Here is a 23,300-nt window from a genome sequence, read left to right on the forward strand (position 1 = left end):
GCCCGGCGGCCGCCGGTGACCGACACGCGGGTCGCGACGCGGCCCGGCGACTCCCGGCGGGCCCCGCGGGCTCGCCGGGGGATCCCGCTGGTGATGACCGCGGCGATCCTCTGGCTGGTGTTCGCGGGGCTCCACCTCGCGCTGTCCGGCCGGGTGTGGTGGTGGCAGGTTCCGGAGCTCGTCCCGCCCTTCGCGTTCGTGGTCGTCCCGGCGCTACTGCTCGTGGCCACCCTGGCGGCGCGCCGGGCGCGGCGGGCCACCATCGTGATCGCGGCGGCCTCGCTGGTGCTCGGCGGGGGTGTGAGCGGGCTCAACCTCGCCGCCCTGTGGCACCGCCCCGTTCCCGCCCCGGCGGACGCGCTCAAGGTGTTCTCCTGGAACACCTGGTACTGGGACCAGCGGGCGGAGGGCGGGCGGCCGATGCCGCCGCCCACCGGCACCCCGCCCCGGGACGTCGCGGACTTCTACCGGTACCTGCGGGACCAGCACGCGGACGTGCTGCTCCTTCAGGAGTACGTCTACTTCGGCGACGGCTCCCAGCCGATCCGGGTGAACGACCTGGACAGGCTGCGCCGGGAGTTCCCCGGCTACCACATCGCCACGGCCAGCGAGCTGGTGACGCTGTCCCGCTACCCGATCGTCCTGGAACGCGGGATCGACGTGCGCCCGTGGGCGGCGGACGATCCGGACACCACCGAGCCGCCGACCCCGGACCTGCCCGACTTCTTCGCGGTCAAGACGCTGCGCACGGACGTGCGCGCCGGCGCGAGGACCGTCTCGTTCTACAACGCCCACATCAACTCGCCCGTGGAGCCGTTCCCGCCCGGCCTGGACCCCCGCCGGCTCAGCCGGAGGCAGCATCTGCTGCGGCAGGCCAACCTCCGCGCGGTCGCGGCCGACGTCGCGGGCAACCCGCACCCGGCCGTCCTGTCCGGGGACTTCAACGCCTCACCGGCGATGGGCCTGCTGCGCATGGTGCCGGAGCGGATGGCCGACGCCACCCCGGCACTCGCGTCGCTCTACCCCGCCTCCTGGGACGAGCGGCTGCCCTGGTGGCGGATCGACTGGACGTTCGCCACGCCGGAGGTCACCGTGCACGAGTACCGGTTCGTCCGCTCGAACGGCCTCTCCGACCACAGCGGGCAGCGCCTGGTCATCTCGACGAGCCGGTGACCTGGGCGAACAGGAGCTCGCGCGTTCCGGACCGCCCGGCCGCCCGCGTCAGCGGGTCGTGGTCGCCGCGCAGCAGCTCCTGGTGCAGCGCGCGCAGCTCCGGCCCCGGCTCGATGCCCAGATGATCGGTGAGGTACCCGCGCAGGCGGGCGTACAGGGCCACCGCCTCCGCGGTGCGTCCCAGGGCGCGAAGGCCGCGCATCAGCATGCCGGCGAGCGGCTCCGCGAGCGGGTGCCGGGGCACCAGGGGGGTTAGCTCGGTGACCACCAGGTCGGGGCGTCCCATCCGCAGCTGCGCCTGCGCCCAGGTGACGATGGCGCCGACGAACTGCTGCTCGATGCTGTACCGCACCCGGGCCGCCCAGTCCCCCGGGATGCCGGTCAGCGGCGCGCCGCGCCACAGGTCCATCGCCTCGGCCAGCAGCGTGGCCCGGGTGAGGTCGTCGCCGGCGTGGGTCTGCGCCTCCTTGGCCAGCCGGCGGAACCGGTGGGCGTCCACCCGGTCGGGGTCGACCTCCAGCGCGTAGCCGCCGCCCCGGCGCTCGATGGAGACCTCGGTCCCCGTCAGCGCCTGCCGGAGGCGCGCGATGTGGGCGTACAGCGAGTCCGTCGCCCGGTCCGGCGGAAGATCCCAGACACGCTCGATCAGCGTCCCGAGTGATACGGGGTGGTCGGCGTCGACCGCCAGGGCGGCCAGCACCGCGCGCCGCTGGGGCGGCCCGAGGGGGACGCCCCGGTCGTCGACGGTCACCTCGACCGGTCCCAACAAGCGGATCTCCATCGCTTCCTTCCGTGTCGCTCTCACAACGGGTCGCTCTCACAACGGGACGGCCGCCGCCAGGGTCGGGTTGTGGGCGATCACGAGCGTCACGCCCAGGGTGGCGGCCCACAGCATCGAGTTCGCGACCATGACGCGGTCGCGCAGCAGGATGCGGACCGGGTCACCGCCCTCTTCGCCCACCAGCTGGAGCTGCAGGTAACGGAAGAGGGCGAACAGCGCGAAGGGGGTGGACAGCATCATCGCCGTCTGACCGAACTGGGGGCCGAACGGGCCTTCGTCGCGCAGGTACATGAGGCCGGAGACGAGGGCGAGCACGGAGGCGATCTGCAGCAGCCAGTTGGTCAGCTCCATCGAGTAGCCGTGCAGCGCCGGCCGGTGCGCGGCCCCGCCCTCCAGCAACTCCCGGCGCCGCTTGCCGATGAGGAGCAGCAGGGACATCGAGAACACCGTGACCAGCAGCCAGGCGGGCAGCCGCGCCCCGGTCACCTCGTACCCCTGGACGACGCGCAGGACGAAGCCGAGCGCCACCGTGCCCACGTCGACCAGCGGGATGTGCTTGAGGATCCGGCTGTAGGCGACGTTGAGGGCCAGGTACACCAGGACCGGCCAGTACGACGCGGGCGATCGGGCGACGATGGCGCCGAGCAGCGCCAGCAGGACGGCGCAGTACAGGTACGCGGCCGGAAGGCCCACCCGGCCGGCGGCGACCGGGCGATGGCACTTGACGGGATGGTGGCGGTCGCGGTGACGGTCGGCGATGTCGTTGCCGATGTAGACGGCGGCGGAGGCCAGGATGAACGCGACCGTGGCCGGCAGGATCCCGCGCACTTCGGCGAGGTTCCACGGGAAGGTGCCGAGGAGCGCGAGCGGCACGAGCAGGATCGCCTTGGCCGTGTGCGAGGGGCGTATCAGCCCGGCGAGATCCGCCATGCGGCGCGCCCGGGTCCTCACCTCCCGGGCCGGTTGCGGTTCCGGACGCTGCGGGCTTTCTGGAACGTCCGCCGATTCGACGACGTGCATGCTTTACCCCGGTCAGCTCAGAAGAACACTTTGGCCAGCGAGAGCGCGCCCTGCCGCCACGCGTCGCGGCTCGTCCGGCCCGCGCCGCGCGGTGAGCCGGTGGCGCGGTGTTCGCGCCACCACGCGTAGGTGCGGAGGATCGCGTCCCGGTTGGACAGCCGTGGCCGGAAGCCGAGGCGCTCACGGGCCTTGTCGATGCTGACGTAGGAGTCGGCGAGCAGTTTGTGCACCAGCCGGCCGTACACCGGGGACAGCCCGCTGCGCTCCAGCAGCCGCAGGCCGGCCAGGGCCGGGCGGGCGGGCAGCGAGACGACGCGCTTACCGTGGCCGGCCGCGTCGAGCACCGCCTGGAAGTCCTCGCGCAGGGTGCCGAACTCGGCGGCGGCGAGGTTGTAGGTGTCGTCGGCGACGTCCGCCGGCGCGGTGAGGACGCCGGCCACGGCGTCCACGAGGTCCTCGATGGCGAACATCTGGATGCGCACGTCGCCGCGGCCGAGTACCGGGAAGCCGCGTCCCTCCTCCGCCCACTCGAAGAGCATGGCGAACAGGCCCATCCGGCCGGGGCCGAGGAAGGTCTTCGGACGCAGGATCGGCACGCACATCCCGCCGGAGCGGTACTTCTCGGCCAGTTCCTCGGCCTCGGTCTTGGCCCTGGTGTAGGGGTCGACCGGCTCGCGGGGATGCTCCTCCGGCGTGGGCACCAGCTTCGGCAGCCCGTACACGGCGGTGGAGGAGATGTAAACCAGCCGCCCCACGCCCGCCCGGCGCCCGGCCTCCAGCACGGTGTGGGTGCCCCCGACGATCAGCCCGTGGATCTGCTCGGGCGGGTAGCTCGGCAGCGCGCCGGCGCAGTGCACGACCGCGTCCGCGCCGGTCATCGCCTCGGTCATCAGCGACAGGTCGCGCACGTCGCCGATCCGGTGCTCCGCCCCGGGAAGGGGGTCGGGCGGCGGGCGCAGGTCCACGCCGAGCACGTCGTGCCCGTCGAGCACGAGCCGGCGGGCCAGGTTGCCGCCGAGCATTCCGGCGCTTCCGGTCACTACGACCCGGTGGACCATCGCGACCCCACCTTCTCGCGCACGAATCCGCCGAGCAGCCGCGGCAGGCCCTTGGCCAGCGTCTTGTCGAGGCTCTCCAGGAAGTACTCGACGTCATCGGGCTCGATGGCGAGGGTCGGCGCGACGACGAGGGGGTTGTCGGCGTTAGGGCTGTAGTACGACACGATCCCGTGCTCACGGTAGAGGTCGGCGATCACCGACAGGGTGATCAGCTTGGTGCGGAACTGCGGATCGCCGGAGAAGCCCGGGGCGAGCTTGGCCGCCAGGTCGAGCACCTTCGGGCCGCCGATCAGGAACACGCCCCACAGCGACCCGGTGCCGGCCACGCGGCCGACCGCGTCCGGGTGGCGCTTCTGGATGTTCTCCAGCCCGGGCCGCAGGATGCGCTCGATCTGCCGCGCCCGCCCGGGGTAATCGTCCTCGACGACCACGTTGATCGCCTCGATCGCGGTGACGGTCTCCTCGCCGAACCCGTAGTAGGTGGTGCTGTGCAGGATGACGTCGGAGAGCCGGTCGTAGGCCTTGCGGAAGATCGACTCGCGCGCGGTGTACCCGGAGATCGACGCCTTCCCGCCGCCCAGCGACTTGGAGTACACCAGGAGGTCGGGCACCAGGTCGGGGTGGCGCATGAAGTAGAAGAGGCTGCCCGTCTTCCCCCAGCCCGTGTAGACCTCGTCGAAGATCAGCATGATGTCCTGCGCGTCGCAGAGCCGCCGCAGCTCGTACAGGTCCGTCTCCGACCAGGAGCGCATGCTCGACGCGCTGTACGGCTCGACCATGATCGCGTAGACGTCGCACTTGCCGTCGGGGGTGCGCGCGGCGTCGACCGCCGCCCGCACGGCCGCCAGGTCGCCATAGGGGTAGACGACGATGCCCGGCAGCCCGGGGAAGCGGAAGGAGTTCTCGGCCGACCCGGTCAGGCTGCCCGCGCCGAGGGTCTTGCCGTGGAAGCTGATGTCGGCGCGCAGGATCGTGTTGCGCCGCCCGCCGTGGTACTTGTACGCCATCTTGACGGCGCCCTCGTTGGCCTCCGCGCCCGAGTTCGGGAAGTAGGAGATGTTCAGGTCCCCCGGCAGCAGCTCGGCCACGTTGTGGCTCAGCGCGGCCACGTACGGAGAGAAGAACGCCTTGTGCACCTCCATGCGCCGCCGCTCGGCGAACCGGCGGCGCGCCTCCAGGATGCGCGGGTGGTTGTGGCCGTGGTTGAGGACGCCGACCCCTCCGGTGACGTCGAGGATCCGGCGGCCGTCGCGTGTCCAGATCCAGGCGCCCTCGGCGCGCTCGACAAGTTCACGGCCGAAGCCAAAGGAGGTCATCAGGTTGACCTGACTGCGGCTGACATACCTTCTGTACAGGTCCTGGACCTGTTTCACGGTGAGGTTTTCGCACTCATCGATGCCGATCAGCTCAGACACGTCTGCCCTTCCCCTTACGTGTTCGCACGAATTCCGCAAGGTGCCGGCCTTCTCCACGCGGGTGAGAAGACGAGAGACATGTCGCTAATAGTGTTCGACGCGGCTATACCTTGCACCATACAAATCTGTATAGGTCCGCGCCGTGGCGCACGATGAGGCGTGGGCGAAAAGGCAGGCCCGAAGCGGCGGCGTCACGGATTCAACGGTGAGATTCCACGGCCGGGACGCGTACAGGGGAGGAAGATTTCCGGCGTGCCCGGCCCATCGCCGGTTTCAGTCGTCCACTTCTCGTCGTCGATCAGATGAAGGGCGTGCAGGATCGTGGCGCTCGTCCTCCAGCATTCGCGGGCCTGCGCGTTGTCCCCGAGCTCCTCGAACGCCCGCCCCAGCCCCCGCCAGTGCTCCACCATGTGGGGCGTCCCGACGGCGCCGCCGGCGAGATCGGCCTCCAGCGCCTTGTAATAGCACAGGGCCGCCATGTCGGGCCGCCCGGCCAGGCGGTGCGCCTCGGCCATGTGCCCCAGGTCCTCGGCCGCCCGCACCGGGTCCCCGGCCACCCGCGGGACGGCGGCGGTCTCGGCGTGAACGTGGCCCGCCTCGCCGGACGGCCCGAGGCGGTGGCCGGCGAACCGGCCGGCGCGGGCGACGGACAGATGGCTGCGCAGCGCCCGCCGCACGGCCTGGGCCTGGTCCTCCTCGCTGTCCTCCTGCCGGGCGCGTTCGCGGGCGAACAGGCGGAGCAGGTCGTGCATGCGATACCGGCCGGGGGCGGAGGCGTCGAGGAGCTGGACGTCGGCGAGGTGGTCCAGCAGGTCCACCGTCCGTTCCTCCGAGCGGCCGGCCAGGGCGGCGGCGACCGTGACGCTGACCTCGGGCACGCCGAGCAAGCTGAGCAGCCGGAACACGCGGGCCCCTTCGGCGTCCAGGTCCCGGTAGCTCATCATGAAGCACGCCCGCACGGCCTGGTCGTCGGCCTGGAGCTCCGACAGGCGGTGGTCCTCGACCGCGAGACGGTCGGCGAGGGCGCGCAGCGACAGGCCGGGCCGCGCGATCAGCCGGGCGGCGGCGATCCTGACCGCGAGGGGCAGGCCGCCGCACAACCGCACGACGGCACGCGCCGCCCACGGGTCGGCGGCGACGCGCTCCTCGCCGATCAGGCGGCTCAGCAGGGTCAACGTCTCGTCCTCGGCCATGACCCCGAGGCGCAGGTGCGCGACGGCGTCCAGCGAGGTGAGCATCCTGCGGGCGGTGATCAGGACGCGGCACGTGGGGCTGGCGGGCAGCAGCGGCCGTACCTGCGCGGCGTCGCGGGCGTTGTCGAGCAGCAGGAGCAGGCGCTTGCCGTCGGTCAGCGAACGGAACCGGGCCGCCGCCTCGTCCACGTCGGCCCGCACGGCCGCGCCGTCCCCGAGGGAGCGCAGCAGGCGGGCCAGGACGTCGGCCGGGTGCAGCGGCGCGACCTCGGGGGTGGATCCGTGCAGGTTCACATAGAGCCGTCCGTCGGGGAACCGGTCCGCGACCTGGTGGGCGACGTGCACGGCGAGTTCGGACTTGCCGATCCCCGCGGGGCCCGTGATCGCCGAGACGACGATCGCGAAGCCCGGGCCCGCGGAGGTCAGCGCCGTCTGTAATCGGGCGATCTCGGGGGTTCGCCCGGTGAAGGCCGCCACGTCGATCGGCAGCTCGGCGGGGGCGAAGACCCGGTGCCTGGCGACCGCCCGCGGCGGCGCCAGGCCGGGGTCGTCGGCGAGGATGCGCCGGTGCATGCGGATCAGGTCAGGGCCCGGGTCGATGCCCAGCTCCGCGGCCAGCGTCTCCCTGGCGCCCTTGTACACCGCGAGCGCGTCGGCCCGGCGGCCGGAGCGGTAAAGAGCGAGCATGAGCTGGGCGCGGAGCCGTTCGTTGAGCGGATCTCTGCGGGTCAGCGCCTCCAGGTCGGCGAGCACCTCGCCGTGCCGGCCCAGTGCCAGCCGGGCCTCCAGCGAGGCGTCCACGACGTCCGCCCTCAACCGTTCCAGCCGCGCCGCCTCGCCACGCAACGGCGCGGGCAGGGACAGCCCCTCGAGGACGGACTCGGCGCGCCACAGGCCGAGGGCCCGGGTCAGCCGTTCGAGCGCGACGTCGTTGCGGCCCTCGGACAACGCCTGACGTCCCTGCGCGGCCAGCTCCTCGAACAGGGTCACGTCGATCTCGCCTGGGGCGACCCGGAGCACGTACCCGTTGGAGCCCGTCTCGATCCGGGAGGGGCCGCCGAGCACCCTGCGCAGGGCGGAGATGTAGGTGTAGAGGTTCGACTCGGCCGTGGCGGGGGCGTGCTCGCCCCACAGCCAGTCGAGCATCCGCTGGCTGGGGATCGCCTTGCCCGCGTTGAGCAACAGGGCGGCGAGCAGCACCCGCTGCTTGCGCCGGCCGAGTGCGATCAGCTTCCCGTGGGGCGCCCGGACCTCGATCGGCCCGAGGATCTTGAAATCCATCCCTGTCCCCCCGTAGCGCACAGCCTTCACCAGCAGGAACACAAATACACATAAATCCTGTTTTGCCCCATAGTCAATGGAAGTGACCTTGAAAGGTACTCACCCGAAAGGAAGAAGAAGATTACGCCGCCGAATGCCCGAACCGCTCACACCGTCGCGACGGCGATGGTGACATAGAGGCGCGTGTTCGCCCCTACAGGCCGCGTGACGAATAATGCAAAACCCCCGAGATTACACGGTGAGAAGGTCGCCGTCACCGCCCGGCCCGCTGAAAGTTTCACATCCCGGCAAATGCGTATGTGTTGGAGCGCTCCTACGACCCGGCCGCGTTAGTCCGCCTTTTTCGTGATCTTCACATGCCCGGCCGGACAGTTCCCCGGGACGTTATTCGAGTCGGCGCTCAGGTCCATTCCGGGAGCGCCCACGGCCGGGCCGCCACTGGATGGGGCCTCACCTCAGCGGGCGGCGAGCAGCGCGGCGTTGACGAGTTTCGCCATACGGTCGGCGGTGGCGAAGCCGGGCCTGTGGCCCGAGTGGTAGACGTGCACCATCACGTTGGCCGTCCGGAACAGCACCATGGTCTGGTAGTTGGGGCTGTCCGGTGCCATCCGCCTGGTCCAGCCGTAGGACGCGTCCCCCACGGCCAGGCCCTCGCGGAGCCTGGTGCCCGGATACCGCCTGGGCTCGTCCTTCATGTTCGACCGGCCGGCGTCGAAGGCCATGGACGCCATGCCGGCCGTCTCGAACCGCGTCTTCTGGATCTCCAGGAAGGTGCCGTCCTTCCGGTCCCACATGCACGCGTCCTTGGTCATGAAACGCTCCTCTGCCTGGCCGCCGAGCAGGGCCCGCGCCTGCGCCGCGGTGAGCAGCGCGCACGCCTCGGGGTTGGCGGCGAGCAGACCGGTCCGCGCCGTCCTGCCGGGCGCGCCCGGCTTCACCGAAGGGCGTCCGGCGCCGGTCGCCGCCACGGAGCCGGTGACACGGGGGGCGGCCCCGAACGGAGAGATGACGCCGCCCCACAGGAGCACGCCCGTCACGGCCGGGACGGTCACCGCCAGCACGGCGCCGACGATCAGTGGCGCCCTGCCGCGGGCACGCCGCCCGGCGGGCGCGGTGTGCGGCGACGGAGCCGCCATACCGGCCGGACCTGTCGGGCCGGTGACGGGGCGGACGGGAGAGCCGACCCGACCGGCGGTGTGGGCCCAGCCGCCCGGACCCGCGGAGTCGGCCGGTCCGGGCGGTGCGGCCGATCCCCTTGGTGATCCCGGAGGCGCCACGCCGGGGGCGGGCGCGCCCGCGGCGATGGCGTGAAGCCGGGCAGCCGCCCACGTCGCGGGACAGCGGCGGGCGGGGTCCTTCTCGAGGATCGCCCCCAGGACGGGGGCGAGCGGGCCCGCCAGACGCATGGGGTTCGGCTCGTGCATCAGCACGGCCGCCATGATCGCGTTGGCGTTGTCGCGCCGGAACGCGGGCGTGCCCTCCACGGCGGTGTAGAGGGTGGCGCCGAGGGACCACAGGTCGGCGGGCGGGCCGTCGGCCTCCCCGCGCAGCCGTTCGGGCGCCATGTAGCCGGGCGAGCCGTTGAGCAGGCCGGTCTGGGTGAGGGCCGGGTCGCCCGCGACCGTCGCGATGCCGAAGTCGGTGAGCAGCACCCTGCCCTCGTCGGTGATCAGCACGTTGCCCGGCTTGACGTCCCGGTGCAGGATGCCGGCCGCGTGGGCGGCGCCCAGCGCGTCCAGGACGGCGAGCCCGATGGCGGCCACACGCCGGGGCGGCAGCGGGCCCTCCGCGTGCACGATCTTGTCCAGCGACCGGCCGCGGACCAGTTCCATGACGATCCACGGCTGGCCGTCCTCCAGGACCACGTCGTGCACGGTGACGATCGAGGGGTGGGATCGCAGCCGCGCGGCGGCCCGGGCCTCGCGCAGGGTGCGTTCGCGCAGCTCCGCGCGGGCGTCCGCGTCGAGCTCCGGCGGCAGCAGCACCTCCTTGATGGCGACCTCCTGGCGCAGGAGCTCGTCGGCGGCGCGCCACACCGTCCCCATGCCGCCCTGCCCGAGCACCGAGACGAGCCGGTAGCGGCCCGCGAGCAGCGTCACCGCCGGGCCGCGATTCTCGGGTGGGAGGAGCTCGTCCGACCGGCGCCGCGCGGGCCGGGGCGCGCGTTCGTCTGGTGGTGGGGCACGGCCGTGGTCCGCGGCGGCCGGACGGCGATCGTCAACATCTCTCCCTCGTGCGATTCGGCAGCGCCATTCTGGCGGCCGGGCCGGGGGCGAGCATCCCGAATTCCCGCATCGCGGAGATTTGGTGTGATCCTGCAACCAGGCCCGCACCCGACCGTACGAGCGTGGACGACCGGCATGACCTTGCCCCGCACGACGCCGAGACACCGCCGTCAAGTTCTATGTATTTCCTATTGATTTGAAGGGGAATATGTCGCAGTATCAGGCTGCGAAACCTCCCACGCGGTGCGGGCGGGAGCCCGGGGGTGCCCCCGCCCGGCCCGAGATGGCCGTGACAGGCCATGGAAAGGCCCTCCCATGAGCGAGCCAGACCTGCCCCCCGCCGGCGGCAGGCGCACGTTGAGCGAGGACTGGGCGGCCACGATCCTCGGCCTCGTGCTGCTGATCCTGATCATCCTCGGCGTCATCCCGACCGGGCTGGTGCCCTGATGAGCGCCGAAGAGATCACCACAACCCGCGAGACCCCCTCCCCCGCCGCCCCCGTGTGGCGGTGGGCCGCCCTCGGCGTCGTCGTCGTGCTGGTCCTCGGCGGCCTCACGCGCTACCTGGACAAGAACGTCGCCACGTGGTTCGCGGGCTCCGACCTCGCCAAGGCCGTCGAGTACCCGGTGTACGCGATCGTCCTCGGCCTGCTCGGCAACGCCGTCCTCACCGCCACCGGCCTGCGCGAGCGCCTGTCCGGCGGGTTCCTCACCGAGTTCTTCATCAAGACCGGCCTCGTCCTGCTCGGCGCGTCGATCAACCTCAAGGTCATCGTCACGGCGGCCGGGCCGGCGATCGTCCAGGCGATCGTGCTCATCACGACGGTGTTCCTGTTCACCTGGTGGCTGGGCGGGCGGCTCGGGCTGGACGACAAGCTGCGGGCGCTGCTGTCGTCGGCGGTGGCGATCTGCGGCGTCAGCGCCGCCATCGCGGCCGCGGGCGCGGTGCAGGCCCGCCGCGAGCAGCTCGCCTACAGCGCCAGCCTGGTGATCGCGTTCGCCCTGCCGTCCATCTTCGTCCTGCCGGCGCTGGCGTCGGCGTTCGGGCTGAGCCCCGAGGTGGCCGGGGCGTGGATCGGCGGCAACATCGACACCACGGCCGCCGTCACCGCGGCGGGCACGATCGCCGGCGAGGACGCCCTGGCGGTGGCGACCATCGTGAAGGTCACCCAGAACGCCCTCATCGGTGTCGTGGTGGTCCTGCTCACCGCGTGGTTCGCGTTCCGTGTCGAGCGCCGCCCCGACGCCGCGCGGCCGGGCGCGATCGAGCTGTGGCGGCGCTTCCCGAAGTTCGTCCTCGGCTTCGTCGCCGCCTCGGTGATCGCGACCTGGTACCTCACCACGGTCTCGGCCGCCGAGGGCAAGGCGGTCATCGGCGTGGCCAACGACCTGCGGGTGTGGTTCCTGATCCTGGCCTTCGTCAGCATCGGGCTGGAGTTCCGGGTCTCGGCGCTGCGCGAGGCCGGGTGGCGTCCGGTGGCCGTCTTCGCCTCGGCGACGATCGTGAACGTCGTGGCCGCGCTGGGGCTGGCCCTGCTGCTGTTCAGCGGCTTCAGCGTGAGCTGACACCTGGGCCGGCCGGGGCCGGAGGGGCCCGGCCGGCCCGCCCCGGGGGCCGTGGCACGTCCGGCCGGGCCTTGCGCTTGAGCTCGGGAGGCCCGGCCGGCGCCCGCGCGCCTAGGGCTGCACCTCCAGGTAGTCGACGTTGGGCCCGCCGTTCGCGGTGGTCGCGGTGGCCCTGATGGTGTTGGTCCCGGCGGCGAGGTTCGCGGTGAGCGTCCCGGTCTGCCACGTGGTCCACGCGCCGGTCCCGGGGAAGGACATCGCGGTGGCCACGGTGGCGCCGTTGACGGTGATGGTCATCGGCCGGTCGGCGGTGGTGCCGTTGGCGTACCGCAGCCGCAGCGTCACGGGACCCGCCGCCGCGGTGACGGTCCACTGGACGTAGGCGCCGCTCGCGTTGTCGTAGTTGACGAACCCGGTGCCCGAGTACCCCGCGTGGTTGGACTCGACGACACCTCGCGAGATCGTGGCGTTCTCCGCCTCGTACCTGCCGGCCGGCGTCCCCGTGCTCCACGGGACCTGCGTGGAGCGGTAGAAGCCGATGCCCATCACCGTCCAGCGCGGCGCCTGCGCGCCGAGGCGGACGCGGAAGGCGTTCCAGTCGTGCGTGGACCACGGCGACCAGCCCAGCTCGGCGATGGCGGGCAGCCGGGGGAAGGCCATGTACTCGATGTGGTCCTCGGTGACGATCGTCTCGGTCCACAGCGGCGCCTCGACGCCGAGCACGGCCGACTCGGGCACGCCGCCGAGGTAGGCGCCCGGGTTCCACTCGTACGCGGTCTGCACCTCGATGTAGCCCGCCCAGTTCAGCCCGAGCGGGGTGGAGGAGTTGTACTTCATGTCGAGGTAGGCCTTGTTGGCCGGGGACAGGACGACCTTGGCGCCGCGCGAGACGGCCGTGGTCACCGCCGAGTCGGAGGTGGTCGTCCCCCAGTACTGCACGACGCGGCCCGGCGAGTGGTTCACCGCAGACATCCCCATCTGGTGCCAGCCCATGACCGTCTTGCCCGTGCCCGTCACCAGGGGCTGGACGCGGTTCATGAACGCGGCGTACTGCGCGGCCGGGGTGGAGCTGGCCTCGTCGCCGCCGATGTGCAGGTACGGGCCGGGCGTGATCGCGGCGAGCTCGGTGAGCACGTTCGCGACGAACGTGTAGGTGTTCTCCTTGGTGGTGCACAGCGAGCTGAAGCCGACGTTGGTGCCGGTGTAGAGCGGCGGGGCGACGCCGTCGCAGTTCAGCTCGGCGTAGGACGCGAGCGCCGCGTTGGTGTGGCCCGGCATGTCGATCTCCGGGACGATCGTGACGTACCGCTGCGCCGCGTAGGCCACGATGTCCTGGTACTGGGCCTTCGTGTAGTACCCACCCGCGCCGCCGCCGACCTGCGTGCTGCCGCCGTAGGTGGCCAGCCGCGGCCAGCCGTCGATCACGATGCGCCAGCCCTGGTCGTCCGAGAGGTGCAGGTGCAGGTAGTTGATCTTGTAGAGGGCGATCCTGTCGATGTACTGCTTGACGGTCGCCACGGGGTGGAAGTGGCGCGCGACGTCGAGCATGGCACCCCGGTAGGCGAACCGGGGGTGGTCGACGACGCGCCCGCCCGGGACGACCCAGGGACCGGGGCGCACCGTGGTGCTCTCGACGTCGGCCGGCAGCAGCTGGCGCAGCGTCTGCACGCCGTTGAACAGCCCGTTGGCGGTCTGCGCGCGGATGATCACCGAGGTGGCGGTCACGTCGAGCTGGTACCCCTGCGCGCCCACGGCCGGATCGGCGCCGGTCAGCAGGAGCGAGATGCCCGAGGACGGCGAGGACGGCGCCGGGGACACCGGCAGCGCGTACCCCGTCGAGCGGCGCAGGAGGGCGGCGAGGTACGCGCCGACGTCGGCGGCCGCGGCCGAGCCCGCCTGGGTGAAGACGCCCGCGCCGGACGGCAGGGTGTAGGTGACGCCGGCGGACGGCTGGGCCGACGCGGGGGCGGGCACGATGTCGGCGATCGACGCGGCCGAGGCCGGAGGGGCCGAGGTGACCGCCACCAGCCCGGTGCCGCCGGCCAGGAGCAGAACCGAGGCGAGCCGGGCGAGCGCGCGGCGGGCCAGGGGACGGAGGCGGGTCGTGCGGGGCGTGCCGGACGGTAAGGAGAGGCTCATTGGCGTCCCTCGCAGGCGAAAGTGGCTTAATTATTAATAAGCTTTACTTTCAGAGAGGGCGCCGTCAAGGCACAGGGCGCCGCCGGGATCGAGTGCTTCGGAGGTCACTCCGCCGCGATCGGCAGCAGCACGCGGAAGCGGGTGTCGCCCGGCGCCGAGTCCACCCGGATGTCGCCGTGGTGCTTGTTCACGATGATCCGGTAGGAGATGTCCAGGCCGAGGCCCGTGCCCTCCCCGACCGGCTTCGTGGTGAAGAACGGCTCGAAGATGCGCGGCCGGATCTCGGCGGGGATGCCCGGCCCGGTGTCGGCGATCTCGACGAAGATGCGGTCGGCCTCGTGCCCGGTGCGGACGGTCAGCACGCCGCCGCGTCCGTTCATCGCCGCGAGGGCGTTGTCGATGAGGTTCGTCCATACCTGGTTGAGCTCGGCGGCGTACGCGGGGATCGCCGGGACGGTGCGGTCGTACTCCTTGACGGTCCGCACCCCGGTGGGGATCTTCGCCTGCATCATGGTCAGCGTGGCGTCGAGCAGCTCGTGCACCTCGACGGTCTGGTAGGGGGTGCGGTCCAGCTGGGAGTACTGCTTGGCCGCCGAGACGAGCGAGGACACGCGGCTGACCGCGTCGTCGATCTCCCCCATCAGCAGCTCGGTCTCGATCGTGTAGGTGAGCCAGCGGATCGCGGGCTCCAGGTTCTCGCCGCCGACCGCGCCGCTGATGCGGTCCAGCCACGTCGAATCGATTCCGCCCGAGACGAGCGTCGAGGCCAGCTCCCAGCCGCCGGTGATGTCGTGGTCGTCGAGCCAGTCGCACAGCGCGTCCTCGGCGTCGGCGGTGGCCAGCGCCGACAGCGGCACCGCGCTCGCCGCCCGCTTGACCGCGTCCTCCTGCAACTCGACCAGGTCGCGCAGCCGCGAGCCGTCCAGCCTGCCGTCGGCGATCAGCGCCAGCTTGTGGCGCATGCCCGCGACCCGCTCGCGCAGCACGGACGTGGCCCGGACGGCCGCCGCCGCCGGGTTGTTCAGCTCGTGGGTCAGCCCGGCCGACAGCGAGCCGAGGGCCAGCAGCCGCTCGCGCTCGCCGACGATCGTCTGGTTCACGCGCATGCCGACGAACATGCCCTCCAGCATGTGCGTCGCCATCGGGAACCACTCGCGCATCGCCGTGGCGAGCACGCTCGCCGGCAGCGCGAACAGCTTGACGTCGCCGATCGCGCGCAGGGTCGCGGTGTAGGTCTGCTTCACCTGGTCGGCGAGATAGGTCTGCATCGCCCCCGCGTACACGCCGCGCTGGTCGGTGCGGGTGACCTCGACCTCGTCGCCCTGGACGCGGCGCGTCAGGGACACGGTGCCGCTCAGCAGGACATAGAAGCAGGTGGCGGGCTCGCCCTCCTGGCAGACCGTCTCACCCGCCCGGTGGCGCTCCACGCGGCCGTGCTCGACGAACACGGCCAGCTGCGAATCGGTCAGTGACTCGAACAAGAACAGGGTGCGCAGCTCGTCGGCGGTGAGGCGATCACCGTCCGCGGCGCCGCGCCCGGCGGTCTCGCCCGGCTCGGTCATTGCGTCTCCAGGTAACGGTGGATCAGCGATACGGCCATCGCGCCCTCGCCTACGGCCGAGGCGACGCGCTTGACCGAGGTGGCGCGCACGTCGCCGGCGGCGAACACGCCCGGCATACTGCATTCCAGGTGGTACGGATCGCGCGGCAGCGACCAGCCCGGCGGTCGCCGGCCGTCGGCGAGCAGGTCCGAGCCGGTGAGCACGAAGCCACGATCGTCCCGCTGGATGGATTTGTCCAGCCAGTCCGTGCGCGGCTCGGCGCCGATGAAGACGAACAGCCAGGACGTGTCCACCTCGCGGACCCGCCCGGAGCGGGGGTCGCACAGCGACAGCCGCTGAAGGTGGCCGTCGCCCTCACCCGCGACCACCGTCGTGTGCGGGTGGACCTCGATGTTCGGCCTGCCCTCGATCTGGGCGATGAGGTACTGCGACATCGAGCGCCGCAGGTCCCCGGCGCGGATGAGGATGTGCACCCGCCGGGCGTACCGCGAGAAGTGCATGGCGGCCTGGCCGGCGGAGTTGGCGCCGCCGACGATGTAGATTTCCTCGCCGGCGCACGCGGGGGCCTCGGTCGACGCCGACCCGTAGAAGACGCCCCTGCCGGTCAGCTCGGCGAGACCGGGGGCCTCCAGCATGCGGTAGGAGACGCCGGTGGCCAGCACGACGGTGTGGGCGGCGATGGCACTGCCGTCGCCGAAGCGCAGCAGCCGCGTGCTGCCGCCCGACTCCAGGCCGACGACCTCGCGCGTGGTGAGGATCTCGGCGCCGAACCGCAGCGCCTGGCGCCGCGCGCGGTCGGTGAGCTGCGCGCCCGACACGCCGTCGGGGAAACCGAGGTAGTTCTCGATGCGGCTGCTCTGCCCGGCCTGGCCTCCGGTGGCGCGCTGCTCCAGCAGCACCGTGCGCAGGCCCTCGGACGCGCCGTACACCGCCGCGCCGAGCCCCGCCGGGCCCGCGCCGACGACCACCAGGTCGTAGAACTCCTCGGCCGGCGTGGTGGTCAGCCCGACGTGCGCGGCCAGGTCGGCCTCGGTGGGCCTGACCAGGGACGTGCCGTCCGGGGTGACCACCAGCGGCACATCGTCCACGGTGAGGCCCGCGGCCGCGAGCAGACGCCCGCCCTCCGCCTCGTCGGCCAGCAGCCATCGGTAGGGGACGAGGTTGCGGGCGAGGAAGTCGCGGACCGCGTAGGACGGGGCCGACCAGCGGTGGCCGACGACCCGGATCTCGTTGACGGCCTCGTCGGGCGCCGCCGCCCACGCGTCCAGCAGCGCGTCCACGACCGGGTAGAGCTTCTCCTCGGGCGGGTTCCACGGCTTCAGCAGGTAGTGGTCCAGGTCGACGATGTTGATCGCGTCGATGGCCGCCTCGGTGTCGGCGTACGCCGTGAGCAGGACGCGGCGGGCGCGCGGGAAGATGTCCATCGCGGACTCGAGGAACTGGATGCCGTTCATCTGGGGCATTCGGTAGTCCGCCAGCATGACGGCGACCTGCTCGCCGCGCAGCTTGAGCTCGCGGAGGGCGTCGAGGGCGTCCTGGCCGGAATCGGCGCGGACCACACGGTAACGATCACCGTAACGTCGCCGGATGTCCCTGGCCACCGACCGCGAGACGGCCGGATCGTCGTCGACGGTCAAAATCGCCGGGTTCGCCATGGATCCAATGAAACCATGTCGTGGAGTAAAGATGGCCCGGTCCCCGACGCCCCCGACCGATCACGTGGACCCCTGGGCCCGCCCCTCCCCAGGACGTCCCGGATGTCGGGACCGGCCTGGTTCCGGGGCTTCGCGGCAGCCGAGTGGGTAGAGTCACCGGCGATGGCGACACAGACGACGCACACCGCACACACGATCACCGTCCAGTGGGACGTGATCCCCGACGACGCCGACGACGTCGCGCTCGTCCGGGACGGCGCGTTCCGCACGTACCGGTGCAGGTGCGCGACGCCTCTGCCCGGCCGGGTCTCCGCCGAGCTGCACGCCATGGAGACGGGCCAGTGCTCGGTCTGCCTCGGATCGGCCGACCAGGAGATCGTGCCCGGGTTCGTCCAGCGCTGCTCCGCCTGCGCGGCCACCGGACGGCGCGACGTCCAGCTCGTGTGGGAGGTCGCGCACGGCGAGGCGCGGGAGGTGATCACCACGGAGCTGGTCCGCGGCCTGATCGGCGACCACGCCGGCCCGTTCCGGCTGTCGGAGGTCGCCGACGCCGTGCGCGAGGCCCTCGCCCTGCCGCGCGGCCGCCTCCCCGTGGGCCCGCGCGTCCGGGACGTGCTGCGCGAGATGGAGGCCGCCGGGGAGCTGGTGATGCTGTCGGCCCCCGACGAGATGCTGCGCGGCCCGTCCGTGGTGGTGTACCGCGACCCGCTGTGGCAGCGGGCTTCCGCCTGAGGCGCGCCTGAGATCGCCCGGGTTCGCACGCGGGCCGGGTTCACACGCCGGTGAGGGCGAGGACGGCCCACGAGGAGACCGCCCCCGTCACGGCCCCCGCCGCGACCTGCGCGAACGTGTGGTGAGCAAGCCGGACGCGCGCCCAGCACACCACCGCGACGACCAGCAGCCCGAAGGTCAGGGTGGGGGTCGCGGGCAGGACGCGCGAGAGCACCAGCACCGTCCCGGCGGACACGGCGGCGTGGAAGGAGATCTTCCACAGCAGCGTCACCGGCACCGTGACCGCGAGGCCCGCGAGCATCGCGCCCACCGTGGCCACCAGCAGCCGGGGCGCGCCGAGACCCGCCAGCAGGACGAGCGCGGCCAGCACCGCGACGACCGCCACCACCAGCGGGATCGTCCTGCGGGAGCGGTCGACGATGTGCCGGGAGTCGAGCCGCCCGGCGCGTACCCCGAGGGCGATCACCAGGGCGGGGACGCCCCCGCACAGCAGCGAGGCCACCAGCCCCCAGCGGAACCCGGCCCACCCGTCGGAGACCAGCCCCACCAGCGGCGGCAGCCCGATCACCAGCACCTGCGGCGCGAAGACCTCGGTGACGCACCGGGCGAGCCGGTCCCGGACGCCGGCGGCCTCCACGACGTCGCTCCCGGCCTCGTCACCCGGCACACGCGCGCCGCCCATGGCACTCCCCCGTCGAGATCTTCTGGAGCTAGCAGACTGCCACACGCCGGCCCCCGGACGCGCCTTCCGGCGCGGCGATCCGGGCGCCCTGAGGGTCAGGACGCCAGGAGCCGGCGGTGGGCGGCCTCGGCGGCGCCCGGGGCGGCCTCGGGGACGGCCCTCAGGGCCAGGGCGGCGGCGCCGGCCGCGCCGTCCAGGGACAGGGCGAGCGGACGGCCGCGCAGGGACTCCCGGACGCGCTCGGCGACCAGGGTGGGGTGGGTGAGCAGCGACCCGGCGAGGACGACCGGCCGCCCCGGGTCCAGGGGGCCGACGGCGTCCAGCGTGGCGACGAGGCGGCGGGCGGCGTCGTCCAGGATGGTCAGCGCGACACGGTCGCCCTCGCGGGCGGCGGCCTCCACGACGGGGCTGACGATGCCGAGCCGCGCGGGCTCGTGGTCGTACACGGCCGCGATGTACGCCTCGATCAGCGCCTGCTCCGACCTCGGAGCCGCCGCGGGGCCCTCCGGGGCGGAGGCCGCCGCAGGGCCGTCCGAGCCCAGGGCCGCCGCGGGGCCGTCCGAGGCCGGGACCGCCGCGGGGCCGTTCGAGGCCGGGGCCTCCAGGGTCGCGAGGACGCGTTCGGTGAGGACGGTGGGGGCTCCGCGCCCGTCGAGGGCGGCCAGGGCGGCCTGGACGGCGCGGCGGCCGATCCACACGCCCGAGCCCTCGTCCCCGAGCAGCCAGCCGTAGCCGTCGCACCGCCGCGCGATCCGCCGGCCCTCCATGCGCGCCGCCACGGCGCCCGTCCCCGAAAGGATCAGGCCGCCGGAAGGCTCGGGCGTCGCGCCGGCGAAGGCGACGACGACGTCCGGGACGACCTCGGGGAGGCCGGGCAGCCCGGCGGCGCGCCACGCCGCGGCGGCCAGCGCGCGCGCCTCCCTGCGGCCGGTCTCGCTGGCGCCCGCGAGCCCGAACACCCCGCCCACGACACTGCGGGCCACCTCACCGGTCGCATCCCCCGGACGGACGCCCGCCAGCGCCTCGGCGAGGGCGCGGGCCAGGTTGCCGCCGGGGTCGCGCGCGGAACGCGGGTTGGCGCCGCCGGCGAATCCCCGCGCGAGGACCTCGCCGCCGGTGGTGGCGACCAGGCAGCGCGTGCTCGTCCCCCCGCCGTCCACCCCGACGACCAACGGCTCGGCCTCGCTCATACGCCTCCCCTGCCCAGTCGTCCCCGGAAGTATAGGCAGGCGAGGATCTTCGCCGCCCGCGCGCGTCTCACCAGCCGGAGGACCCCTCCCCGGGTTCCCAGGAGGCGGGCTCGCTCTGGCGGTTCGCCCGGTCAAGGGCGGTCACGTGGTAGCGGGAGCCGGGCTTGACGCCGGGGTCGGTGTGGCGGGCGTGGCGGGTCCCGGGCAGCACGGCGATCAGCTTGCCGGGGTCGTCCGGCCCGTCCGTCCGGTAGACGGCGTACAGGCGCGGCGCCCGGTGGCCTGCGGCGTGGAAGGTGATCTCGGCTCCGGTGGCGGTGGACCGGACGGCTGTGAGGACGGGCGCGTCCGGCGAGGGCCCGTCGGCCAGGCGCGGGAGCAGCGGCGGCAGTGCCGGGCCGGCGTAGTGGTCGTCGCACAGGCGGGTGGTGGAGCCGAGGCGGTCGGCGCGCAGGTCGCCCGCGCTGTAGTAGACGTCGCCGCCGATCAGCGGGTGGTCGCGGCCGAAGGTCAGGTGCCGGGACAGCTCGGCCGGGTCCTTCCAGGCGCCGGTCTCGCCGGGCGCGCAGGCGCGGTAGGCGGCCTGGCCGATCCACAGCTGGGTGCCGGTGCCGTCCACGACGCGCGCCCACCAGGGGGCGAGCACGGCGTAGTCGGCGGCCCCCGGCCCGATGTGCCAGTAGAGCTGCGGCGTGACGTAGTCCAGCCAGCCCTTCTCCACCCAGCCCCGCGTGTCGGCGTACTGGTCGTCGTACGACTGCAGGGCGGTGGTGGCGGACCCGCCCGGGTCGGAGGAGCGGTTGCGCCAGACGCCGAAGGGGCTGATGCCCCACATGGCCTCGGGCTTGGCCTCCCGCACGCGCTCGGCCATCTCCTCGACGAGCCGGTCGACGTTGTGCCGCCGCCACGCCGCCCGGTCGGGGAAGCCCTTCCCGTGGCGGGCGTAGGCGGCGGCGTCGCCGAACTCCTGCCCGTCGACGGGATAGGGGTAGAAGTAGTCGTCGAAGTGGACGCCGTCGAGGTCGTAGCGGGTGACGGCGTCCATGATCGCCTCCTGGACGAAGGCGCGCACCTCGGGCAGCCCGGGGTTGTAGTACAGCCCGCCCGCGAAGGCGACGCCCCACGCGGGGTGGCGCCGCAGCGGGTGGCCGACCGCGAGCCGCGCCGGGTCGGCCTGGCGGGAGACGCGGTAGGGGTTGAACCACGCGTGGAAGGCCAGCCCTCGCGCGTGCGCGGCCTCGACCATGAACCGCAGCGGGTCGTAGCCGGGGTCGCGTCCCTGAACGCCGGTGAGGTACTGCGACCACGGCTCGTGACGCGAGGGCCAGAACGCGTCGGCGGTGGGCCGCACCTGCACGAACACGGCGTTGAGGCGGCGGGCGGCGGCGAAGTCGAGCCAGGAGGTGAACTCCGCCTTCTGCTCGTCGGCGGTCAGGCCGGCGCGCGAGGGCCAGTTGCCGTTGTCGACGGAGGCGATCCACATGCCGCGCATCTGGCGTGGGGCGGTCAGGGCCGGACGGCGCGCGGCGGCCTGCCCGAGCGTCCCCGCGGAACCGGACGGGCCGGCCGCGCGGGCGCGGGCGTAGGCCACGGGGACGAGGGCGGCGGCGGCGAGCCCGCCGAGGACGGCCCTGCGGCTGATCGGTTCGCGGTTCACGTTTCCTCCCGAGGTCGCGCCGGCCGGGCCGCGTGACGGCGGGCTCCGGGCCGGAGTTGGCGGGGGGTTTCACCTTGACGTAGTGCTTCGAAGAGAATCGTCATCAGGCCGTGACCTAACCGAGAGCCGATGAAGGAAATCTTCATAGAAGATACGCGAAATGTCGAGCAGTGCCACATCGGTGGCAAAGTCCCGCGACGCCCGCCGCGTCCAGACCCGGAAAGGATCTCCGCGCCGGCCTGCGACCGTGCCCGCCACGACGGCCGCGCCGGCCCCGCCATGCCGGCCAGGACGACCGTGCCGATCATGCCGATCACGCCGGCCCTGACGACCCTGACGACCGCCCGTCACGCCCACCACCCACCGGAAGCGCCGCCCATGCCGCACCGCACGCGCGTACCGCGCAGCCCCGACCTGGACCGCCTGGCCGCCACCGTGCTCCAGCCCGGATTCGACGGCACCACCCCGCCGGACTGGCTGCGCGCTCAGCTCGCCGGCGGCCTCGGCGGGGTCGTCCTGTTCGCGCGCAACATCTCGCCCGGCACCGCCGGCCTCGTGCGGAGCCTGCGTGCCGAGAACCCCGAGGTGATCGTGGCCGTGGACGAGGAGGGCGGCATGGTCACCCGCCTGGAGGCCGCGTCCGGCAGCTCGTGGCCGGGCAACGCCGCGCTCGGCCTCCTGGACGACCCGGACCGGACGGAGCGGACCGGCGCGGAGATCGGGCGCATGCTCGCCGCCGAGGGCATCACGCTGAACTACGCCCCCGACGTGGACGTCAACGCCGACCCGGCCAACCCGGTGATCGGCGTGCGGTCCTTCGGCGCGGACCCGGCGCTGGTGGCCCGGCACGCGGCGGCCTGGGTGGCCGGCCACCAGAGCGCGGGGGTGGCCGCCTGCGCCAAGCACTTCCCCGGCCACGGGGACACCGTGACCGACTCCCACCTCGCCCTCCCGGCCGTCCACGCGGCGCGCGACCTGCTGGAGCGCCGCGACCTGCCGCCCTTCCGCGCGGCCATCGCCGCCGGGGTCCGGGCGATCATGTGCGGCCACCTGCTGGTGCCCGCCCTCGACCCTGACCTGCCCGCGACGCTGAGCCCCCGCGTCCTGACCGGCCTGCTGCGCGAGGAGCTCGGCTTCGAGGGCCTGCTGGTCACCGACGCGATCGAGATGCGGGCCGTCGCGGCCCGCCTGCCCCAGCCGGAGATCGCGGTACGGGCGCTGGCGGCGGGCGCCGACGCCGTCTGCGTGGGCGCCTCCTCCCCCGGCGGCGAGAACGTCGTCGCGCTGCGCGAGGCGATCGTGCGCGCCGTCCACGAGGGGGCGCTGGCGGAGTCGCGGCTGGCCGAGGCGGCGGGCCGGGTGCGCGCGCTCGCGGCCTGGCACGAGGCGGCCCGCGCGACCGGCGAGGCGCCCCCCGTCCCGCGCGACCCGGCGTACGGGGTGTCCCGGCTGGGGCTGGAGACGGCGCGGCTGGCGCTGCGCGTCACTGCGGGGGCCGAGAGGGTGGAGCGGCCGGTGCTGACCCGGCCGCCGAGGGTGATCGAGATGACCGCCCGCCCGCACCTGGCGGCCGGCGGCGCTCCCCCGTACGGACCGGCCGAGGCGCTGGCGGCGCTGCTGCCCGGCACGACCCGCGAGACGCTGACCCCCGAACGGCACGACCTTCCCGCCCTGGACGACCCGGGCCGGGCGCCGCTGGTCGTCGTGACCCGCGACGCGCACCGCCACGCGTGGATGCGGGACGGCCTGCGGCGGATCGTCCGCCGCCGCCCGGACGCGATCGTCATGGAGATGGGCCTGCCCGGCTCCCCCGCGGGCGCGCTCTACCTGGCGACCAGCGGCGACTCGCGGGTCACCGCGCTGGCCGCCGCCGAATGGCTGACGTCACGGTGAACGATCGGCCGGGTCGCTTGAGGAGCATGGAGCGGTCCGATAGGACCAGGATTAAGTAATGTGTCGGTAACAGATAGGA

Annotated in this window: 17 protein-coding genes; 5 read left to right on the top strand and 12 right to left on the bottom strand. The window is 73.2% G+C overall.

What is annotated here, in order from left to right:
* Nucleotides 1-15 precede the first annotated feature (15 nt).
* Nucleotides 16-1,173 carry an endonuclease/exonuclease/phosphatase family protein gene (locus DQ384_RS30255; protein ID WP_114032286.1) on the top strand — a complete coding sequence of 386 codons (1,158 nt, stop codon included), beginning with the start codon at nucleotides 16-18 and terminating at the stop codon, nucleotides 1,171-1,173.
* Here the strand turns inward: DQ384_RS30255 and DQ384_RS30260 are convergent.
* From DQ384_RS30260 to DQ384_RS42405, 6 genes are all read right to left on the bottom strand, one after another.
* Nucleotides 1,154-1,942, bottom strand: a complete 789-nt coding sequence (locus DQ384_RS30260) for an AfsR/SARP family transcriptional regulator (protein ID WP_181871499.1) — start codon at nucleotides 1,940-1,942, stop codon at nucleotides 1,154-1,156. The two genes, DQ384_RS30255 and DQ384_RS30260, sit on opposite strands and share 20 nt — an antisense overlap.
* 48 nt (nucleotides 1,943-1,990) lie before the next feature.
* Entirely contained in the window at nucleotides 1,991-2,884 is an 894-nt protein-coding gene (locus DQ384_RS30265; protein WP_181871500.1) for a UbiA prenyltransferase family protein, read from the bottom strand.
* 107 nt (nucleotides 2,885-2,991) lie between these two features.
* Nucleotides 2,992-4,032 carry an NAD-dependent epimerase/dehydratase family protein gene (locus DQ384_RS30270; protein WP_114032289.1) on the bottom strand — a complete coding sequence of 347 codons (1,041 nt, stop codon included), beginning with the start codon at nucleotides 4,030-4,032 and terminating at the stop codon, nucleotides 2,992-2,994.
* Nucleotides 4,014-5,447 carry an aspartate aminotransferase family protein gene (locus tag DQ384_RS30275; protein WP_114032290.1) on the bottom strand — a complete coding sequence of 478 codons (1,434 nt, stop codon included), beginning with the start codon at nucleotides 5,445-5,447 and terminating at the stop codon, nucleotides 4,014-4,016. Before DQ384_RS30275 ends, DQ384_RS30270 begins: the two co-directional genes overlap by 19 nt.
* Before the next feature lie 191 nt (nucleotides 5,448-5,638).
* A complete protein-coding gene (locus tag DQ384_RS30280; protein ID WP_147268942.1) occupies nucleotides 5,639-7,921 on the bottom strand; it encodes an AfsR/SARP family transcriptional regulator in 2,283 nt (760 codons plus the stop codon).
* 455 nt (nucleotides 7,922-8,376) lie between these two features.
* Nucleotides 8,377-10,020 (bottom strand): serine/threonine-protein kinase, encoded by a 1,644-nt coding sequence (locus DQ384_RS42405; RefSeq protein WP_245966888.1) that lies wholly within the window; start codon nucleotides 10,018-10,020, stop codon nucleotides 8,377-8,379.
* A 441-nt stretch (nucleotides 10,021-10,461) separates the two neighbouring features.
* Between DQ384_RS42405 and DQ384_RS43775 the strand changes: the two genes are divergently transcribed.
* Nucleotides 10,462-10,593, top strand: coding sequence for a hypothetical protein (locus tag DQ384_RS43775; RefSeq protein ID WP_281274129.1), 132 nt, complete (start codon nucleotides 10,462-10,464; stop codon nucleotides 10,591-10,593).
* Nucleotides 10,593-11,711 (top strand): YeiH family protein, encoded by a 1,119-nt coding sequence (locus DQ384_RS30290; RefSeq protein ID WP_114032292.1) that lies wholly within the window; start codon nucleotides 10,593-10,595, stop codon nucleotides 11,709-11,711. The genes DQ384_RS43775 and DQ384_RS30290 overlap by 1 nt, the downstream gene beginning before the upstream one ends.
* Nucleotides 11,712-11,822: 111 nt before the next feature.
* Here DQ384_RS30290 and DQ384_RS30295 read toward each other — a convergent pair whose 3' ends face one another.
* From DQ384_RS30295 to DQ384_RS30305, 3 genes are all read right to left on the bottom strand, one after another.
* Entirely contained in the window at nucleotides 11,823-13,850 is a 2,028-nt protein-coding gene (locus tag DQ384_RS30295; protein ID WP_114032293.1) for a family 20 glycosylhydrolase, read from the bottom strand.
* Between the two features lie 104 nt (nucleotides 13,851-13,954).
* Nucleotides 13,955-15,412, bottom strand: coding sequence for an ATP-binding protein (locus tag DQ384_RS30300; protein ID WP_114032294.1), 1,458 nt, complete (start codon nucleotides 15,410-15,412; stop codon nucleotides 13,955-13,957).
* A complete protein-coding gene (locus DQ384_RS30305; RefSeq protein ID WP_114032295.1) occupies nucleotides 15,409-17,067 on the bottom strand; it encodes an NAD(P)/FAD-dependent oxidoreductase in 1,659 nt (552 codons plus the stop codon). The genes DQ384_RS30300 and DQ384_RS30305 overlap by 4 nt, the downstream gene beginning before the upstream one ends.
* Nucleotides 17,068-17,229: 162 nt before the next feature.
* On the opposite strand from DQ384_RS30305, the gene DQ384_RS30310 reads away from it, so the two are divergent.
* The gene (locus tag DQ384_RS30310) at nucleotides 17,230-17,799 is read left to right on the top strand and encodes a hypothetical protein (RefSeq protein WP_114032319.1); all 570 of its coding nucleotides are present in this window, start codon (nucleotides 17,230-17,232) and stop codon (nucleotides 17,797-17,799) included.
* Nucleotides 17,800-17,839: 40 nt separating this feature from the next.
* On the opposite strand, the gene DQ384_RS30315 is transcribed toward DQ384_RS30310, so the two are convergent.
* From DQ384_RS30315 to DQ384_RS30325, 3 genes are all read right to left on the bottom strand, one after another.
* Nucleotides 17,840-18,481: a phosphatase PAP2 family protein gene (locus DQ384_RS30315; RefSeq protein ID WP_245966889.1), complete on the bottom strand. Its 642-nt coding sequence runs from the start codon at nucleotides 18,479-18,481 to the stop codon at nucleotides 17,840-17,842.
* A gap of 95 nt (nucleotides 18,482-18,576) precedes the next feature.
* A complete protein-coding gene (locus DQ384_RS30320) occupies nucleotides 18,577-19,671 on the bottom strand; it encodes an N-acetylglucosamine kinase (RefSeq protein WP_114032296.1) in 1,095 nt (364 codons plus the stop codon).
* Between the two features lie 67 nt (nucleotides 19,672-19,738).
* Complete coding sequence (locus DQ384_RS30325) at nucleotides 19,739-21,328, bottom strand: glycoside hydrolase family 10-like protein (protein ID WP_245966890.1); 1,590 nt, start codon at nucleotides 21,326-21,328, stop codon at nucleotides 19,739-19,741.
* A gap of 306 nt (nucleotides 21,329-21,634) precedes the next feature.
* On the opposite strand from DQ384_RS30325, the gene DQ384_RS30330 reads away from it, so the two are divergent.
* A complete protein-coding gene (locus DQ384_RS30330; RefSeq protein WP_245966891.1) occupies nucleotides 21,635-23,221 on the top strand; it encodes a glycoside hydrolase family 3 protein in 1,587 nt (528 codons plus the stop codon).
* Nucleotides 23,222-23,300 lie beyond the last annotated feature (79 nt).

The organism is Sphaerisporangium album (assembly GCF_003323745.1).
GTDB classification, from domain to species: Bacteria; Actinomycetota; Actinomycetes; order Streptosporangiales; family Streptosporangiaceae; genus Sphaerisporangium; species Sphaerisporangium album.

Bases quoted from the DNA above. Each gene is read 5' to 3' on its own strand.
- DQ384_RS30265 (WP_181871500.1), bottom strand. From the start codon at position 2,884: ATGGCGGATCTCGCCGGGCTGATACGCCCCTCGCACACGGCCAAGGCG.
- DQ384_RS30270 (WP_114032289.1), bottom strand. From the start codon at position 4,032: ATGGTCCACCGGGTCGTAGTGACCGGAAGCGCCGGAATGCTCGGCGGC.
- DQ384_RS30280 (WP_147268942.1), bottom strand. From the start codon at position 7,921: ATGGATTTCAAGATCCTCGGGCCGATCGAGGTCCGGGCGCCCCACGGG.
- DQ384_RS43775 (WP_281274129.1), top strand. From the start codon at position 10,462: ATGAGCGAGCCAGACCTGCCCCCCGCCGGCGGCAGGCGCACGTTGAGC.
- DQ384_RS30290 (WP_114032292.1), top strand. From the start codon at position 10,593: ATGAGCGCCGAAGAGATCACCACAACCCGCGAGACCCCCTCCCCCGCC.
- DQ384_RS30295 (WP_114032293.1), bottom strand. From the start codon at position 13,850: ATGAGCCTCTCCTTACCGTCCGGCACGCCCCGCACGACCCGCCTCCGT.
- DQ384_RS30300 (WP_114032294.1), bottom strand. From the start codon at position 15,412: ATGACCGAGCCGGGCGAGACCGCCGGGCGCGGCGCCGCGGACGGTGAT.
- DQ384_RS30305 (WP_114032295.1), bottom strand. From the start codon at position 17,067: ATGGCGAACCCGGCGATTTTGACCGTCGACGACGATCCGGCCGTCTCG.
- DQ384_RS30310 (WP_114032319.1), top strand. From the start codon at position 17,230: ATGGCGACACAGACGACGCACACCGCACACACGATCACCGTCCAGTGG.
- DQ384_RS30315 (WP_245966889.1), bottom strand. From the start codon at position 18,481: ATGGGCGGCGCGCGTGTGCCGGGTGACGAGGCCGGGAGCGACGTCGTG.
- DQ384_RS30320 (WP_114032296.1), bottom strand. From the start codon at position 19,671: ATGAGCGAGGCCGAGCCGTTGGTCGTCGGGGTGGACGGCGGGGGGACG.
- DQ384_RS30330 (WP_245966891.1), top strand. From the start codon at position 21,635: ATGCCGATCACGCCGGCCCTGACGACCCTGACGACCGCCCGTCACGCC.